The 18,558-nt window shown below is 34.3% G+C and carries 13 protein-coding genes; 12 read left to right on the top strand and 1 reads right to left on the bottom strand.

Annotation, left to right across the window (positions count from 1 at the left end):
* Positions 1-72: 72 nt before the first annotated feature.
* The 4 genes from BK137_RS18810 (at position 73) to BK137_RS18795 (ending at position 6,510) form a co-directional block, all read left to right on the top strand.
* A complete protein-coding gene (locus BK137_RS18810) occupies positions 73-3,456 on the top strand; it encodes a S8 family peptidase (protein WP_038178635.1) in 3,384 nt (1,127 codons plus the stop codon).
* Positions 3,457-3,665: 209 nt separating this feature from the next.
* Positions 3,666-4,541: a radical SAM/SPASM domain-containing protein gene (locus tag BK137_RS18805; RefSeq protein WP_038178633.1), complete on the top strand. Its 876-nt coding sequence runs from the start codon at positions 3,666-3,668 to the stop codon at positions 4,539-4,541.
* Positions 4,542-4,919: 378 nt separating this feature from the next.
* Positions 4,920-6,092 carry an aminotransferase-like domain-containing protein gene (locus tag BK137_RS18800; RefSeq protein ID WP_235175659.1) on the top strand — a complete coding sequence of 391 codons (1,173 nt, stop codon included), beginning with the start codon at positions 4,920-4,922 and terminating at the stop codon, positions 6,090-6,092.
* Between the two features lie 223 nt (positions 6,093-6,315).
* Complete coding sequence (locus BK137_RS18795; RefSeq protein WP_038178623.1) at positions 6,316-6,510, top strand: hypothetical protein; 195 nt, start codon at positions 6,316-6,318, stop codon at positions 6,508-6,510.
* A gap of 182 nt (positions 6,511-6,692) precedes the next feature.
* On the opposite strand, the gene BK137_RS18790 is transcribed toward BK137_RS18795, so the two are convergent.
* On the bottom strand, positions 6,693-7,013 hold the full coding sequence (locus tag BK137_RS18790) for a hypothetical protein (protein ID WP_038178621.1): 321 nt from the start codon (positions 7,011-7,013) through the stop codon (positions 6,693-6,695).
* 270 nt (positions 7,014-7,283) lie between these two features.
* Between BK137_RS18790 and BK137_RS18785 the strand changes: the two genes are divergently transcribed.
* The 8 genes from BK137_RS18785 (at position 7,284) to BK137_RS18750 (ending at position 18,556) form a co-directional block, all read left to right on the top strand.
* The gene (locus BK137_RS18785; protein ID WP_038178619.1) at positions 7,284-8,546 is read left to right on the top strand and encodes an alpha/beta hydrolase; all 1,263 of its coding nucleotides are present in this window, start codon (positions 7,284-7,286) and stop codon (positions 8,544-8,546) included.
* Positions 8,547-9,210: 664 nt separating this feature from the next.
* Positions 9,211-10,434, top strand: a complete 1,224-nt coding sequence (locus BK137_RS18780; protein ID WP_038178617.1) for a hypothetical protein — start codon at positions 9,211-9,213, stop codon at positions 10,432-10,434.
* Positions 10,435-11,022: 588 nt separating this feature from the next.
* Positions 11,023-12,768: a methyl-accepting chemotaxis protein gene (locus BK137_RS18775; RefSeq protein ID WP_038178614.1), complete on the top strand. Its 1,746-nt coding sequence runs from the start codon at positions 11,023-11,025 to the stop codon at positions 12,766-12,768.
* A 566-nt stretch (positions 12,769-13,334) separates the two neighbouring features.
* Positions 13,335-13,931: a VanZ family protein gene (locus tag BK137_RS18770; RefSeq protein ID WP_051448535.1), complete on the top strand. Its 597-nt coding sequence runs from the start codon at positions 13,335-13,337 to the stop codon at positions 13,929-13,931.
* A gap of 57 nt (positions 13,932-13,988) precedes the next feature.
* The gene (locus tag BK137_RS18765) at positions 13,989-14,141 is read left to right on the top strand and encodes a Fur-regulated basic protein FbpA (RefSeq protein ID WP_076035144.1); all 153 of its coding nucleotides are present in this window, start codon (positions 13,989-13,991) and stop codon (positions 14,139-14,141) included.
* Positions 14,142-14,355: 214 nt separating this feature from the next.
* A complete protein-coding gene (gene asnB / locus BK137_RS18760; protein WP_038178612.1) occupies positions 14,356-16,176 on the top strand; it encodes an asparagine synthase (glutamine-hydrolyzing) in 1,821 nt (606 codons plus the stop codon).
* A 56-nt stretch (positions 16,177-16,232) separates the two neighbouring features.
* Positions 16,233-17,204, top strand: coding sequence for a C39 family peptidase (locus tag BK137_RS18755; RefSeq protein WP_081729987.1), 972 nt, complete (start codon positions 16,233-16,235; stop codon positions 17,202-17,204).
* 131 nt (positions 17,205-17,335) lie between these two features.
* A complete protein-coding gene (locus BK137_RS18750) occupies positions 17,336-18,556 on the top strand; it encodes a carboxylate--amine ligase (RefSeq protein WP_038178610.1) in 1,221 nt (406 codons plus the stop codon).
* The last annotated feature ends 2 nt before the right edge of the window (positions 18,557-18,558 follow it).

The following is an 18,558-nucleotide window of genomic DNA, read 5'->3' as shown; positions in this document are numbered from 1 at the left end:
TGTATATTAATTGGTATAAATGATGCTCCTCGTTAAATAGAATATAAGGATTGCTATTTAAGGAGGGTTATTGTGAAATCTATTATAAAAAAAGTAGTAGTAGTTTTAGCAAGCTTTGCATTGCTATTTTCACTAGTTAGTAGTTTAAAAGTAGACGCGAAAACTAAATCTATTGCAGCTAAATTGCACTCGCTTAGCCAAAATGAACGAACGTCCAAAATTGAAAAGACTGCGAATTATAGTGACGACACAATTATTATTAAATATTCAAGTTCACTAAGCGCTAGTGATCATCGCAAGGCTGGCGGAACAGTTGTAAACCAAATCAAAGGACTTAACTATGTAGCTGTTAAAGTTAGTAATAAAAATAAACTACAGCAAACTATTAAAAACTATCAAAAAAACAGTAAGGTAGTTTCTGTTGGTCTTAGTCCAAAGTACCAGCATGCGGGCTCAGTTGACCCGAAAATAAATGAACAATATATGCATAGCATACTAAAAACAGCAGATGCTCAAAAGTTGGCAGGGAATAATCAAGTAAAGGTAGCGGTTATTGATACGGGTATTGACCGAAATCATCCAGAGCTAAAAGGATCCATTCTTTCAAGTACAAACATTATAAATCCAATGAATCCGGCAACTACTGATATACATGGGACTCACGTGGCTGGTATTATTGCTGCTAAAAAAGATAACGGTATCGGTGGATATGGCATAAATCCGAATGTGAAGATTCTTTCATATGATATCTTTGACGGAGATATGTGGACATTTGACTATACAATTGCAAATGCTATTTTAAAAGCTGTAGACCAAGGCGCAGACGTCATTAACATGAGTTTGCAGGGCTCTATGCCATCTACTGTTTTAGAAGAGGCTGTGACAAAGGCAATTAGTAGTGGTGTTGTTATCGTTGCAGCAGCGGGAAATCAGGGATCTGATATGCCCATTTATCCTGCTAAGTATGAAGGAGTAATTAGTGTAGGCTCTATTAATAGCGAAAAAAAATTAAGTGAATTTTCATCTTACGGTACATCCACTGATGTGGTAGCACCTGGAGAAAATATTTATGCACCTTTTTATGATGCACAAAAAGGATCAACTTTTGCCAAACTAAGTGGAACATCTATGGCTTCGCCTGTAGTTGCTGGAGCAGCAGCATTGCTGCTATCCAAATATCCAAATTTAAAGCCGGCTGAAATAGAATATATCTTAGAGAAAACAGCGACAGATATAGGGGAGAAAGGGTTCGATCATAAATATGGAAATGGACTCATCAACCCAGTTGCCGCGATGAAATTTGATGTAAAAAAGATCCCTTCTTTAGTGAAAGAGAAGTGGGGTGAAAAAGAGATATTAAAAAATGCAGAGGTCATTTCAATCCCTGCACAAGTAAAGCACTCTTTTACAAAACCTTCAGAACAAAAGTGGGTTAAAATCCCTGTAGAAAAGGGCGAATATATCCAAGCTTCACTGGAGGGCTCATCTCAATATGATTATAAAATGAGTATAAATTTTTATGGTAAAGACCAAAAACAATTGTTAGATGTCAATGATGTAACGGAAGGAAAAAAAGAAGGAAAACTAATCCAAGTTCCATTTAGTGGAACAGTATCTATTGGTGTAAAAGATGTGAATGGCAATTTTGATGATTCAGGTCAGAAGCATTCAACATTTACGTTAAAAGTAGATAAAGTATCTGAACTTCCAAAAGACGAGTCAGCATTAGAGCATCCAATAAAAATTGAAAAATGGCCATTTAGCAAAGATAAACTATATATAACGGGTGAAAATGGCGATGAAGACTATTTCTACTTTACATCAAAAGAAGCACAATTTATGAACTTTGAAGTTACAGGTATTCCAGGAGTAGATATAAGTGCTGCTGTGTATGAAAAAGAACAGCTATTCCCTGCAACATCTGAAGAATTAAGCACAGAAGATATGCCAGCTTTATATACAAGTAATACACACGGTATAGGAGAAGGAGAAACGCTATTATTCCAAACTGAACCTGAAAAAGAATATTATTTAAAAGTAACAAATAAAGGAACTTTCGGTTACGTTACTTTAGAACAATTACTATTAGGTTTAGTAGGAGGACTGGAAGAAAAAGAACCTGCGGGGTCTATTCTCTCATATAGCGTGAGCTTAGTCGGAAAGAGTATTCCAGAAGATGAAGATAACTATAGTTCTATGGATGATTCCACAATGATGAATGTACTAACAGAAGATGACTCAGAACGAATTAACCTATTAGAATCGGTAGCAATACCATATGAATTAGGTGGAACAATTCAAGGGTATCTACAAAATACAATGGACCAAGACTGGTATAAATTAAACACTTCAAGTGCGGGCATTTATCAATTTCAATTACCAACACCAAAAGAGAATATTCCAAATCTAGGATTGTATGAAGTAATAAAAGATAAAGATGAAAATGGTAAGGCATATCAACTTTTATCTCTTGTCTCAACTAATGAGGACTGGTCTTCTTATGATGATTGGGTCAAAGGGAAATTTTTCGCTAGTTTAAAAGCAAATAAAACGTATTACTTATCCATCAATCCAAACTATAATACAAATCAAATCCCGTATGATGGATATCAAGTGACTTCAAAACTTGTTGTTAAAGATGCTGGTGATAGCTATGAAGAAAATGATAAACCAGAACAGGCAAAGAATATACCTGCTACTGGTGTGACGGCCAACTTCTCTACAGCGAATGATGTTGATTCGTACTATTTCACTGCAAAAGAAAATTCAGTATACGGTGTGAAATTCTCCCGTACACCTCTTACTTCAAAGCTAAAAGCGAAGTATCCTAAAGAGTTGTTGAGTCCGTATTTAGGATATATGGAAATTACAAGGGATGTTAATAAAAATCATAAAATAGATGATAGAGATACTGAATACAGAACATACCTTTTGAAAAATACTGAAGATGGAACGACAACAGGATCTTTTGAAGCGAAAAAAGGTCAATCGTATTTTGTCACCGTATTTGGTTCGGTTGACTCAAGTACAGCACTTTCTCTATGGCCATATCAACTAAAAGTAAACTCTGTGAATAAAAAAGATGAAGATGCAGGATCTAAAGTGAAAAATAACAAACCTTCTAAACCTATCAAGCTACAGAAGAAAAGTAGCAAATTGTATTCAACGACAGGGTACTTTAATACAGGATATGAAAATGGTGATGAAGATTGGTATATTTACCAACCAACTAAATCAGAGCAAGTAACGTTGACACTCAGTGCCAGCCAAGAATTAGATGGTGTTTTTGAAGTCTATCGTAATGGAAAAAGAGTATCAAAATCTGATATTTATGGGCAAGGGGATAATGAGATTTTATCCTTAAAAATGACCAAAGGAACTTATTATGTGAAGGTTCGAGATGGTAAAGGACGTGCTTCAATTGACCCGTATACTTTGTCATTAAAAGTGAAGTAAGAAAAGGTTGGGGTGATTCTAAAGGTCGTTACCAAGCGACTTTTAGGAGTCACCTTTTTTATGTTATTGCTACAATATAACTCATTATAGAATAGAAAAAGTATGCATTCACTCCATCTTAGTTGTTGAAAAACTGTTCTTTATCATTGATTTTGATTAAAATAATTATAGTCCCTTAATATATACAGAACTGGAATGGTGAACAAGTCTTGAAAACATTTAAAAAAGTCTATGTAGAAATTACAAGCGTCTGTAATCTGGCGTGTAGCTTCTGCCCGCCTACGAGTCGTAAGGCAAATATAATCAAACTAGATGCATTTAACAATATACTTGATCAGATCAGACCGCATACGAAATATATTTACCTACATGTGAAAGGAGAACCTCTTTTACATAACAAAATCGACCAATTACTTGATGCAGCACATGCTAAAGGGTTTAAAGTAAATATCACGACAAATGGTACATTGATTAAAAAGAATCGAGAGAAATTATTAGGAAAGCCCGCGCTACGTCAAATCAATTTTTCATTACATAGTTTTGACGGCCATGAGGGGTCAGAGAATCGTGAAAAATACTTAGGAGATATTCTTGAATTTGTACGTGATGCGGCAGAACATAACATCATTATTTCGTACCGATTATGGAATTTACAAAAAGATCAGGTTACCGATTTAGAGAAGAGAAGAAACCGTGAAACGTTAGATATATTGGAGCAGGAATACAATTTAGACTTTAGAATTGAAGAAAAAGTACAGCCAGGAAAAGGCGTTAAAATTACAGATCGTGTTTATTTAAACCAAGATCATGAATTTCAATGGCCGAGCTTGCAAGCCCCTGAGGATGAAGGAAAAGGATTTTGTCATGCACTGCGCAGTCAAGCAGCGATTCTTGTTGACGGTACCGTAGTCCCATGTTGCCTAGATGGAGAAGGTGTCATCAATTTAGGAAATATTAATAACAAATCATTCTCTGAAATTGTAGAGAGTGAAAGAGCCAATAACCTCTTTGATGGATTTACTAGAAGAGAAGCGGTTGAAGAATTATGCAGGAAGTGCGGCTTTAGACAGAAATTTGGGATGTAAAAGCAATTAGTTCCAATAGATTTTAAGTTTATATGGTGTCAGCTACAGGCAATATTAAAAAGCATCTCTTGTAAGATGCTTTTTTGTTTTGGTATTAGAATGAGTTAAAAGGGAGCTCAAGTGAGTCAAATGAAAGCCCGATTAGATTAATTAAAAGAGCGAGTAAGTTAAAAGTAATCACAAGTAAGTCCATTATGATAATAAAATAGAATTTTTCCCGTTCGGTTAATATACTGCCACTATGCATCCAATCTAATTAGACTGTAAATCCACCTTAATTTAAGAGAAAATATTGACAATTCCTAATGTTGTGTGATTTGCTATAATAATATAAAAAAATAAACGGAATATAGTAGAAGTAGTTTAGAAGGAGAATTGATGATGGTGCAAATTTATTCAGATAGAGTATTACAAGCAGATAGTTCTTTTATAAAAGATATTTTAAGTTTGACTGAGGTAGAAGATATTATTTCATTTGCAGGAGGTCTACCAAATCCTATTTCATTCCCAATGAAAGAGTTCCAAGAATCGATTAATCGAGTTTTACAAAATTCTGGTGACAAGGTATTCCAGTATTCAGGGACACAGGGTTATTTGCCATTACGCCAATGGGTTGCGGACCGTTATAAAAAACGATTTGGTATGGATGTTACAGCAGATGATATTTTAATTACAACTGGCTCTCAACAAGGACTAGATTTAATGGGGAAAGCTTTAGTTAATAAGGGGGATAAAGTAGCTGTAGAAAGCCCTTGTTATCTTGCTGCTATTCAAACATTTGCACTTTTTGAGCCTGAGTTTTTGCCAATTAGCCTTGAAGATGACGGCTTAAATTTAGAAGAGCTTGAAGCAACTTTAAAAAATAATGATGTGAAATTATTGTATACAGTCCCTAATTTCCAAAATCCTACAGGCTTAACTTACTCGAAAGAGAAACGTGAGGCAATTTTTGAAATCATTAAGAAGACGAATACAGTATTAATTGAAGATGATCCGTATGGTGAACTTCGCTTTGAAGGAGAATCATTGCCTTACATTGCAGGTGGTAAATCGGAAAATAGTGTACTATTTGGTTCTTTCTCTAAAACGTTATCACCGGGAATGCGTATTGGTTATTTATGTACAAAAAGTAAAGAGCTAATGGGGCATTTAATAGGAGCTAAACAATCATCTGACTTACATACGAATGTACTTGCACAATATGCTATTTATGATTATTTAACAAATAATGATTACGAAGCGCATATAAGCAAAATTACAGCACTATATAAGCAGCAGTGTGACGCTATGATAGCGGCGATGGAAAAATATTTACCTGCTCATGTTACGTTCACAAAACCAGAGGGCGGTATGTTTTTATGGGCAGATTTGGGAGAAGGGATTTCTTCAGTAGAAGTCTTTAAACGAGCAACTGAGAAGAAAGTGGCTTTCGTTCCTGGCGATCCGTTCTATACGAATATTAAAGGAGCAGGAACTTTGCGCCTTAATTATACGAATTCTGATCCAGAAACAATTGTAGAAGGTATCAAAAGACTGGCTTCCGTTTTATAAAGAAGACAAGAATTTTAATAAGGCAATTAGTATTAGCCAAATAGAAGAAGGTAGAACCTCAGGAGATAAATCTGGTTCTACCTTCTTTTTTTGGTTCAAATAAAGAAAGATAGAAAAGTATGGTAAAATTCATTGACAATTTGTGACGAAATTGTGTACAATGAATTAAGACACATTTTCGTCACAATTATAATTAAGATGTTAGCAAATTGGGGGATGCACAATGAACTTTTCAGATGTGATTTTAATTGCTATTGCATGTATGAGTATTCCACTCGTCGTTGCTATTTTTACGGACATTTTTTATGCACAGAAGAAACAACGTCAATTTTCGTTACGACGTATGTCTCTATGGTACATTTTGTTTTTTGGCATTTCTTTCATACCATCCATTTTTTTAGTTATACCGAACTCATAATTTATTTCAAAGCCTTCCGATTGGAAGGCTTTTTTTATGTAACTGAATGATGGCGAGGTAAGTGATTTAGTTGGATAACGTGGAAGTTAATTCGATAATCAGTATAGAACTGAAGAAGTGAATACAAAAAAAGGGTGTTTAGCTTCACAAGAATAAACTTCCTTTTTAATATAAATTATGAATTAACTTTCAATAGCCGATTTTATAAATCCATTGTTTGTTTTGACAACTGTGAAATATACTTCAGCACCAGAATCTTCGTTTTCTTCGATTAGCAAGGTAAGAATCCAATAGCTCCATTTACCATCATAATTAAACCATTCTATATGAACTTCATAAATAATGTTTGAATTGATTTCTGAAACGATTGGTATAGGACTTTGACCATCCTTAAGATTTTCTTTTTGTAGTGTATTAACTTTCTTTTCTAGCGTATCGATATCGCTTCCACAACTCGATAGTAATGCTGCCCCTAATACTATAGGAATCAATTTTCTTTTCATTATTAAAATCTCTGTTCATTGCATACATAGTTGTTCTTCTGTAAACAAGGATTTATTTATGTTTTCACCTTGTAGTAAAAATTCACTTAACATATAGGGACCTCGGATAATCTTATCAATCTAACTACACTCGCGGAAAAATATTACATAATATTTCCATATTTTATTTGAAATTACCGGTTTAATTTGTGATACTAAAGATAGAACAGATTGAACGAAGGTTTAGGTTGTGTATTTTTTATTTGAACTACGCAGAAAAGGGGTTTTAAAATGAAGAAATATGTAATGTGGCTTTGCGTGCTAATGTTTTTAGTAGCTTGTTCTAAGGAAGAAAGTCCAGAGGTTAAGAAAGGTGTGAATGATGATATGTTAGGACAATGGCAAGGGAATATTGAGCTTCCGCAATCACAATTAGAAATTATTTTATCGCTTACAGAAAAAAGTGGCACTTTATCAGTACCGGCTCAAGGGTTAAAGGACTATCCATTTAAAGAAGTCTCATATGATGGCAATAAAGTTTCGATTACAATCGATTTACAAGGTTCGAATGTCGTAATAGAAGGTAAGTTACAAGATAATTTAATAACAGGAACATTTAAGCAGAATGGTAATGTACTATCATTTAAATTAACTCCCTATGAAGAAGAGAAGGCAAATTATGAATCCATTAAGATCCCAGTTAATGAAGGGAATCTAAAGGTAGCTTTACAACATCCTGAAAAGGGAGGTTCATATCCGCTGGCGATTATAATAGCAGGGTCTGGTCCGACCGACAAAGATGGAAATACTATAGGTGCTGGCAAAAATAATAGCTTGAAAATGCTAGCTGAAGACTTAGCTAAACAAGGGATTGCATCTATTCGTTATGATAAAAGAGGAATTGGCGATAATGCGCCATTAATAACAAAAGAAGAAGATTTATCAATAGAACAATATGTAGAAGACGTTAATCAAGTTATTAAATACGCAATATCAGAAAATAAATTTAAAAGCATTCATATTATTGGTCATAGTGAAGGGTCTTTAATTGGCATGTTAGCAGCACAGAATAGCGACATTGCTTCGTTTACTTCACTAGCAGGAGCAGGGCGTCCAGCAGATGAGATATTACTTGAGCAATTAGAAGGCAAATTAACACCGGATCTTACGAAAGAAACTACTGGAATCTTAGCATCATTAAAAGAAGGTAAATCTGTTGCAACCATAACAACAGAATTACAAACATTATTTAGACCGTCTGTACAGCCATATCTTATGTCTTGGCTAAAGTATGATCCAGCTAAGAGCATTCAAAAAGTAACAGCACCTGTCTTAATCATTCAAGGAGCACACGATATTCAAGTTCCAGTAAGTGATGCAAAAATATTAAAGGCGAATAAAGAAGAAGCTAAACTAATGATTGTAAACAAGATGAATCATATTCTAAAAGATGCACCAGAGGAGATAAAGGGAAATTTGGCTACTTATTCAGATCCAACACTTCCGCTATCTACAGAATTAGTTGAGGCGATTACAGAATTTATACAGAAGTAGATGTACAGCTTTATAGAAATAAAGTATGGAATGGCATTTGTAGAGATTTAAACTACAGAATTGTATTATTACGATAGTAAAACATAATATAAAAAGACTGAACGCTGCGAACGTTCAGTCTAGTGGCTAGTAACCGCAGATGAAGCGGTTGGTCCGAGGTCAATAATAACCGTCAAACCTTATGTGGAGGGGACGGTTATTTCTTTTTTAATAGAAAAAAGAGTACCGACAACAAAACTGAAAGGAATGCTATCCATCCAACTGAGAGTTGAATCAATAAGCTTATTATTTCGTAAGTTGTCAATAGTATCACCCCCAATCCCTTGGAAGTGACCAACCGCCCAACCTGCACAACTAGTTATCATTATTTTACCAGATTAGGAATTCGTATTCTATTATTTCCCCTGAATATATATATAATGGTATAATTTAGGTGTATAGGTGTGGTAAATGAACATTATTATTGTGATATAAGGTTTCCTTGAAATAGAAATGAAATTACAAGTGGATTTAAATGATGTGAATAAATTTAATATTTAATACTCTTTATACGTACTGCGAGTTAATCCAATCAGGTCAATTTGTTGCAAATTGTGTAGTGAATGAAGATAGGCTTTAAATGTACGGAGTAAAAATACTATTTCTTTAATTGGAGGAATATAAAATGAAAAAAGTGTTATTAACAGCATCTATTCTATTGATAACAGCGCTCCCGGCAACAGCAAATGCACAGAGCGTTCAAGCTAAGCCAATTTATAATGGCCAAGAGCTTGCTCAGAATAAAGTGAAAACTTCTCCAGGTACAATCGGTCAAATTACAAATTACTTAAACGATAAGACTGGCAAATTCATTACTGTAACAGGACATGGGCTTGCTAAAACAGATCAAAGTGAAATAATTCTATCCATTACCAAAAGTACTAAAATTATTGATTCCAAAGGTAAAAAAGTGTCGTTGAAAAAAATTATCGAAGACAAGAAGACTGTTAAGGCATTCTATGATCCTAAAATTACGAAGAGCCTTCCTGCGCATGGTGAAGCACTAAAGCTAGTTGTTCAAAAACAGGACTTTACAGGAATTAATGGCACAATATCAGAAGTGAATGAAAGTGGAATTGTCGTAGAAGGTACAGATATCTACACAACGCATAAGGATAAGATTGTTTTGCATTTCGCTGATAAAGCACAGATATTAGACCAAAATGGAAATGCGATAAAGGTAAGTGCTATCAAACCAGGCATGACGGTCAAAGCTTTCTATGGACCTGCTGTTACGATGAGTATTCCAGCTCAATCGACAACGAATTATGTCGTTGTTAATTTGGCAACAAAAGAGGTGGTTCAAGAAGAGGCTGTAGGTACAAACGGTATTATTACAAATGTAGCAGATAAAAAGTTCACCGTGATTGGAAATTCGATGAAAAAAGGCGGAGTGGATTATGTTATTCTATCGGTAGATGAGAACACTCAAATAGTTGATCAAGCAGGAAAATCATTATCGTTAGAATCTTTAAAGTCTGATGTTCGCGTTGAGGCATACTACGGTGAAATGATGACCATGATATATCCAGCTCAAACACATGCAGAGAAAATTATTGTGAAAGAAACAGAACACAATAAAGTTGAAGGTACAATTGTTTCATTGAATAGTACGAAGAAAGATCAGTTGTATATCAATGTCAGCTCTGACCAAAATGCAAACAATGATGTAATTCTGAACATCTTGAAGGACACAAAAGTAGTCTCATTACTAGGATTGGGAACGGAATTACGAGCAGGTATGAAAATTACGGCATACCATTCCCCAATGATGACGAAATCATTGCCCGGCATCACGAATGCTGAGATTGTGATTGTAACTTTTGATGACAAAGTAGTAACTCCTTAATAATTGAGTATGTCGATTATATAAAATAAGGGAATACAATCCATTTATTGAAAATTCCCTACTAGAATTGTATAATAGGGGTAGAAAAGCATACCATAATAAGACCGAACGCTGCGAACGTTCAGTCTAGTGACTAGGCACCTCAGAAAAGTTGTTGGTCCGAGGTCAAGAATAACCGTCAAACCTTTTGTGGAGGGGACGGTTATTTTTATTTTTTTTGAAAAAAATAAAATAAAATCTAATTTATCTAATTGAAAGTAGATTATATAAATTGATAACAATAGTGAACTTACATATTAAATCGAGCATCTCTCAGATGCTCGATTTTTCTTATGAAAAAGGTGGACTAATTACCTCGAGAAAAGAATAATTTGTGAACATTTCAATGAATCATTGATTAATTGGTAGTTTTTTCTATATGTTAATCATGGGTTGTATAGCCTATATTTTTAAAAATAAGTAGTATTAATATACTGCTTATTTAACTCGTGGAAATAGTGAAAACTTAACATCATGTACAAAAGAAGGTTTTATTAGTCGAAATGTCGTTGTAGATTATGAAAAAAATAAAGTACTAAGGGGATATGTATGTTTGGTAAAACGAAAGGTCATTATCAATATTTTTCAACTACACCTGGTTCAGATATTACTTCCAATGAACGTTTTCAGGAAAAATTGAATTTTTTAGGATTATCACAAGTGGGTCGGGGATCTGTCGCGGAGTTAAAGGAGATTTATGAGAAAAACCACGAAATGATTTTAGACAAGTTTTACGATCGTTTAATGCAAATTGATGAATTTAAAGAAGTAATCGATCAACATTCATCTGTAGTTAAACTGAAAAAGTTAATTCATAAGCATTTTATGAGTATTTTCCAAGATGAGTTAGATTTAAATTATATTTTCCGTAGAAGGAAAATTGCTTATACCCATGCCAAAATAGGTGTACTACCAAACTGGATGATTTCAGCATACACGCTTATCAACCAATTTATAATTCCTTTAATCGTTGAAGCTTTTCCTAAAGACCGTAAGAAAATGATGGATGTGTTACTTGCTTACGATAGTATTGTTACGATTGATCAACAGCTAATTGTTGAAACTTATATAGAAATTCAAGCAGGATCAATTATAAATGGATTGGGTGAAATTATTAAATATAATGTGCAACTAGATCAGATTAAAAATCTAATTCAATTCCAAGAAAGACAAGAGCAAGACGTTTTGTCTGTGAAATCATCTATGGAACAACTAGATGAAAGTGTCGATGAAATTGCCGCATCTGTGGGGGAAGTCTCACAGCATACACAATCTTCATTGAAAGAATTACATAATGGTATAGATGCCTTGCAAAATGTAACGCAATTATTGAAATCTACTGATGGGGGGCATCATCAAGTACAGGATAATGTAACAGAGTTAGTTGAGCGTGTGAAAAGTGTTTCGCAATTAATGGAATTCATAAAGGGGATCGCAGAACAAACAAATCTGTTAGCGTTAAATGCTTCAATTGAAGCGGCACGTGCTGGCGAAGCCGGTAAAGGTTTTGCTGTTGTTGCGGAAGAGGTTCGTAAACTAGCGGATAATACGAAATCCTCGGTACAATCCATTCATAATGATATTAAGAAGCTCTTAGAAATCACAAATAATATTGATGCGCTTACGAAGAAGTCAGCAGAGGATTTGCATCGAGGTGTAAATGAAACTGCGAATATCTCAAGTGCTTTAGCAGATCTTAACATTGCTTTACAACAGCAGGGTATGCATTTTAAAGAAATCGCTAGTACTACGCATCAACAAGCAGCAGCTGCAAATGAAATTACAATCCGTAATAAAAACATTGCCGAAAATTCAAGTCGTAGTAAAGATATTTCCTATAAAACAGGTGAAGAAATTTATGAATTAAGTAAAATGATTAATCATTATCGTACAGAAACTATTTCGAAAAACTTTATAATTAGTCAAGAAGATATTATAGAATTAACTATTACAGATCATTTATTATGGCGTTGGAGAATTTATAATTTAATGCTCGGTTTTGAACAGATGAGTGAACATGATATTTCTTCTCACAAAGATTCTCGTCTTGGAGTCTGGTACTACGGAAAAGGAAGAGAATTGTTAGGTACAGAGCCTGCTTATAAAGAGTTAGAAAAGCCTCATGCGCTAGTACATGAAGTTGCCAAAAAAGCTGTACATGCGTATAACGCTGGTAATCAAGCTCTTGCTGAAGAGTACTTAGTGGAGCTTGCAGATATATCACAAATCGTCATTGGTAAACTAACAATTTTAAAACAAATAATAGTGAATAGTAAAAAACAATATACTCATTAATAAGTATGTAGGCTGATTAAATTATTCTCTATTGAAGAGTTAATTTAATTGGCTTTTTTACTTTCTAACTTACTCAGTAAAATTAATCTAGGGGATATTTTCCTGTTAGTAAAACTAATCGGATACTACATTAGAGAAATATAGAGGGAGAGATAGCAAATTATTATGGCATATAATTACATTAAGTCATGGTGAATGGACTTAATTAATTGAATAATAATGAGATAAATAACTTATAAAAAATTTGAACATTTTATAGATGAAAGTATACAGTTTTTATAAGATCGAATCTTACATATCCTTGTCAGCACTGAATTAACAAAGAGATAAAAGACTTTTGAATTTAACGTTTATTGCACACAAGAAAAAGAATATTATGCTATAGTTAAGTTAATTGATATTGTTTAAATATGGTATTTGTATAAGGCGATACCCCTGTCTAAAGGTGAGCAAATTAATATTAAACTATTTCGATATAAGATTGTAATTGAATTTTAATATTTTCTTGCAACTAAATCCTATATAATTTGTCCTGTTAAATAGAAAGTATGAAATGAGTGAAAAGGTTGTCAGATATACTGTATTACCTACTTGAAATGATCCCTGTTATGATTGTGGCGATTCCTTTTGTCGTTTATTTACGATTCAAGTCTCGCAAAAGAAAAGGGAATCCTCCGACTAATAGGTGGCATGAAATAGGGTTATTGTTCTTTTCTGTGTATGTAATTGGTTTGTTCTATGAAACAATCGTACCTAGAAATGGCATGAGTCTACAGCATCTTCAAATGCGCTTCCAAGAGGATATGATTTTAGGTGTGAATTTAAAATTGTTCCAAGTGTTCACGGATGTGTATAACGCTATTCATTATTTAGATTTATGGCAGCCATTTTTCATTAACTTTCTTGGTAATATAGCCATTTTCATGCCAATTGGTTTTTTACTACCACTGTTATGGCGCAAGATGGAGATGTTTCCTTATGTTTTTATTACAGCTTTGAGTTTATCTTTCTTTATCGAAACAATGCAACTACCACAAATGCGTAGTACTGATGTAGATGATCTTTGGTTAAATACATTGGGTGCGATATTAGGCTATCTTGTATACAAAGGGATGAAAAAGGGGTTGCCAAGTATCGGGTCAAAATGTAAGCAAATTGTTTAATTTACGAACTTTCGGGTATGGATAATGGAGCAATTTATGTAAGAAAGGGTTTTTTAAATGATTGAACAACGAGAACAATTAGAAGAAAATAAAAAGATGCATATTATAGATGATTTAATGGCGTTAGGTGTTTTTAAAGTTAATGATCAACAGCTTTATCAAGTATCTATAGAGGAGCTTGTGGAAGAATATCAAAAGCATTGTCAATAAAAGATTGCTACTTGGTGGCAATCTTTTTCGATTTTGCGAGGAAATAGTATAATAATCGTGGATACTAGGCGATAAAATGACTTTGTTATCATAGACAAACATTGGAGAAATAGAGAAAATAGCGTATAATTACTATGTGATTTTTTATTATAAAGCAAACTAGTGCGTGTTAAAATATATGACTGAATGTAACAAGATAGGAGAATTTAAATATATGTGTGGATTTACAGGATTTATAGGTGAGGTTTCAAACCCTGACGTAGTGTTAGAGAATATGATGAATCAAATTATTCACCGTGGACCAGACTCTGCAGGTACTTTTACAGATGGTGAAGCTGCACTTGGTTTCCGTCGTTTAAGTATTATTGACTTAGAAAATGGTAGCCAACCTTTGTATAATGAAGACCAATCTTTAGTATTAATTTTCAATGGTGAAATTTATAACTATCAAGATATCCGTAAAGACCTAATAGAAAAAGGGCATACATTTACAACTGAAACAGATAGTGAAGTTTTAATTCATGGTTATGAAGAATACGGTACTAAATTAGTAACTAAATTACGTGGTATGTTCGCATTCGTTATTTGGGATCGTAACAAAAAACGAGCATTTGCTGCACGTGATATGTTCGGTATTAAACCATTTTATTATGCCCATATGAATGGTACTTTAATGTTCGGTTCAGAAATTAAAACCTTCTTGCCACATCCACATTTCGATAAAGTATTAAATGAAAAAGCGTTAAAGCCTTATTTAACATTCCAATTCCCAGTGTTAAACGAGACATTCTTTAAGGGTGTTTTCAAATTGCCAGCAGCTCACTATATGACGTACGAAAATGGCAAAGTGACAACTACTCGCTACTGGGAACCAAAATTTAATCCTGAAGAGCGTCCACTTGATGAAATCGTTGAAGAGATCGATAGTGTCGTGCGTGACTCAATTAAAGCACACCAAATCTCAGATGTTAAAGTTGGTTCATTCCTATCAAGTGGTGTTGACTCAAGCTATGTAGCCTCTGTTTTAAAACCAGATAAAACTTTCACGGTAGGTTTTAGCGCTCAAAACTTCTCTGAAATTGACACTGCAAAAGAGTTATCTAAAGAGCTCGGTATTGAAAATGTCAATGAAGTACTTGATCCAGAAGAATGCTTTAACAAAATCGATGAGATTCAATATATTATGGATGAACCACATTCAAACCCATCAATCGTACCACTTTACTTCTTAGCTGAGCTTGCACGCAAACATGTAACAGTAGTGTTATCTGGTGAAGGTGCCGATGAATTATTTGGTGGTTATGAAGAATACGACGAATCATCGTCTATGAAAAAATATAAAAAAGTACCGGGCTTCATCCGTCGTCCAGTATCTGAAGTTGCCAAAATGCTTCCAGAAGTAAGAGGTAAACACTTCTTGATGAAAGGTGGCTTACCAGTAGAGGAAACATTTATTGGACAAGCACACATCTTCGAAGAGCAAGAAGCAGCTAATATTTTAACAGCAAAATATAACGATGCACCATCTGTCAAAGATATCGTAATGCCTGTTTATAAAAAGGCTGCAGGCGAAGACGATTTAACGAAAAAACAAATCTTAGACTTAAACTTATGGTTAGTCGACGATATTTTATTAAAAGCAGATAAAATGAGTATGGCGCACTCAATTGAATTGCGCGTACCATTCCTTGATAAAGAAGTAATGAAAGTGGCTTCGAAAGTACCGACTCGCTACCGAGTTAATGATGTTGATACGAAATATGCATTCCGTGTAGCTTCTAAACGCGCATTGCCTGAAGCATGGGCAAATCGTAAAAAAATCGGTTTCCCAGTACCAATTCGTTTATGGATACAAGAAGAAAAATACTTCAACAAGATTAAAGAATCATTTGAATCTCCAGAAGCAGCACAATTCTTTGACCAACAAGCAATTGTTAAATTATTAACAGACCATTACGAAGGCAAAGCGAAAAATCAACGTAAAATCTGGACAATTTATATGTTCTTAGTTTGGTACAAAAAATATTTCAGCTAAAAACAAGTGATAAGTAGAAGGGATCATCAGCATTGGATATGAGAGGTAAAATGCCAATGAGGCTGCTCCTCTTTTGCTTTGTACTGCTGGTAGCAGTGAGCGGTTGCAGCAGCATTTCCCCAGCAAAAGAAAAGCAGCTAGATGAGGGCATAAAAGTACTCATTGTTGAATTCGGTAGCCGCACGCCGATACCTGATATGAAAGTGACCGTCCGAGATATGGAGACGAATGAGGATGTAACGACAGCGACTGGGGATATAGAAGGAGAAGCTATCATTACTGACTTACAAGAAGGGCATCAATATTTGTTTGTCCCTTCATCAATTTATACAGATGATAGTGAACAGGAAAAAAGTGTCGGTAAAGTTGTGACGATTCAAGAAGATATGGGCTATGTAGTGTTGGAGACGTATTTTGAACGTGAGGAACAGCAATTAGATGTGCCGATCATAATGCAAAATCCTGAACTACCCCATGGCTGTGAAATCACAGCTTTAACTGCAGCACTTAATTATTACGGGTTAAATTTATCAAAAACAGATATGGCTAAAAACTATTTACCAAAACAAGAGATTGTTGAAAAAGGGAATAAACGCATAGGTCCTGATCCAGCAAAAGCGTATGCGGGTGATCCATTTAACAAACTTACAGGTACCTATGTCTTTGCGCCAGTGATTGAAAAGGTAGCAAAGAAAATAGCAAAAGACAAGGACGTATCGTTGAAAGTAGAAAATGTAAGTGGTCAAAGTGCAGAGGAAATAGTCTCGCTTGTTCAAGAGGGAGTACCTGTTGTAGTTTGGGTTACACTTGATCTATCTAAGCCTACTTTTAAAGAAGGCTGGTGGGTTAAGGGAACAAATAGAAAACTGGATATGTATCGTAATCTTCATGCTGTTGTTCTAACTGGGCATATGGATGATAAAGTAATTGTAATGGATCCGTTACACGGCTATGTTTCTCACGACGAAACTAGCTTTTTCAAAAGTTATAAGAAACTCGGATCACAAGCTGTTGCAATTTGGAAGTAATCATCACAGGGGGATTAACCTCTGTGATTTTTTGATAAGGGTATACAAGTCGTATATGAACATTCAAAAAGAATTTACGAAATATGTTACACTAATGGCAAAACAATAGACTATAAGTGAGATGATATACAATGGCAGAACAACCATTTTTACCAATATTAATCGGATCAGATATGAATGCATACGGAATGGCTCGTTCATTTTATGAAGCATACGGCATTAAACCAATCGTTATCGGTCGTTCACATTTAACTGCAACGCAAAATAGTAGTATTCTACACTTTGAACAAGTACCCAATTTAAACGAGCAAGAAACTTTCGTAGATGAAATGGTGAAAGTAGCAAAGAAATATTCTCATAAAAAATTATTGCTACTAGCTTGTGGCGATGATTATGCGAAACTAATTATTAAAAACAAACCAGAGCTAATCAAATATTTCACAGTGCCATATATCGATGAATCATTAATGGATCAAATTTTGTTGAAAGAAAACTTTTACAAAATGTGTGAGAAATATAATTTCAGCTATCCAAAAACTGATACTTGCACGTATGAAACATATGAAAGCTTTGATGTGAAATTTAAATACCCTATTATTATTAAAGCGTCTAACTCAGTTGAATACTGGGCATGTAGTTTCCCAGGTAAGAAAAAAGTATTCGTTGCACATGATGAAGCTGAGAAAACTGCAATATTAAAAGCTATTTATAGCTCAACATATAAAGACCATCTAATCATCCAAGAATTCATCCCTGGTGATGATTCGTATATGCGAGTATTGAATGCTTATGTTGGACAAGATGGTAAAGTGAAATTGATGTCTCTTGGTAATCCAATCCTTGAAGAGCATTCACCAGAAGGAATTGGTAGCTATGCAGCTATCATTAACACATATGATAAAGAAATTATGGACCGAGTACGTATCTTCCTAGAGGATATCGGTTATACAGGTTTTGCTAACTTCGATATGAAGTACGATTCTCGTGATGGTGAATATAAATTATTCGAAATCAATTTACGTAACGGTCGTAGTAGCTACTACGTAACAGCAAGCGGACATAACTTGATGAAGTATGTAGCAGATGATCGTATGTTAGGTAAAGATTTAGGATTAACGTATGCGAAGGAAAAGCATTTATGGATGATTATCCCCAAAGGCGTTCTATTCAAATATGCTCAAAATGAGGAACTTAAAGCAGAAGCCAAACGTTTAATCAGAGCGGGTAAAATGACGAATTCGTTATTTTATAAAAAGGATTTTAACATTAAACGTTGGTTTAAATTAACGCTTAACAATTTAAACTACTACCGTAAATATAAAAAATATTTTAATAACAAAGGTTTGTCTTAAGT

Source organism: Viridibacillus arenosi, assembly GCF_001955655.1.
GTDB classification, from domain to species: Bacteria; Bacillota; Bacilli; order Bacillales_A; family Planococcaceae; genus Viridibacillus; species Viridibacillus arenosi.
This window is presented reverse-complemented; position numbering and strand designations above follow the sequence as displayed.

Bases quoted from the DNA above. Each gene is read 5' to 3' on its own strand.
- BK137_RS18800 (WP_235175659.1), top strand. From the start codon at position 4,920: ATGATGGTGCAAATTTATTCAGATAGAGTATTACAAGCAGATAGTTCT.
- BK137_RS18795 (WP_038178623.1), top strand. From the start codon at position 6,316: ATGAACTTTTCAGATGTGATTTTAATTGCTATTGCATGTATGAGTATT.
- BK137_RS18790 (WP_038178621.1), bottom strand. From the start codon at position 7,013: ATGAAAAGAAAATTGATTCCTATAGTATTAGGGGCAGCATTACTATCG.
- BK137_RS18785 (WP_038178619.1), top strand. From the start codon at position 7,284: ATGAAGAAATATGTAATGTGGCTTTGCGTGCTAATGTTTTTAGTAGCT.
- BK137_RS18780 (WP_038178617.1), top strand. From the start codon at position 9,211: ATGAAAAAAGTGTTATTAACAGCATCTATTCTATTGATAACAGCGCTC.
- BK137_RS18775 (WP_038178614.1), top strand. From the start codon at position 11,023: ATGTTTGGTAAAACGAAAGGTCATTATCAATATTTTTCAACTACACCT.
- BK137_RS18765 (WP_076035144.1), top strand. From the start codon at position 13,989: ATGATTGAACAACGAGAACAATTAGAAGAAAATAAAAAGATGCATATT.
- asnB (WP_038178612.1), top strand. From the start codon at position 14,356: ATGTGTGGATTTACAGGATTTATAGGTGAGGTTTCAAACCCTGACGTA.
- BK137_RS18755 (WP_081729987.1), top strand. From the start codon at position 16,233: ATGAGGCTGCTCCTCTTTTGCTTTGTACTGCTGGTAGCAGTGAGCGGT.
- BK137_RS18750 (WP_038178610.1), top strand. From the start codon at position 17,336: ATGGCAGAACAACCATTTTTACCAATATTAATCGGATCAGATATGAAT.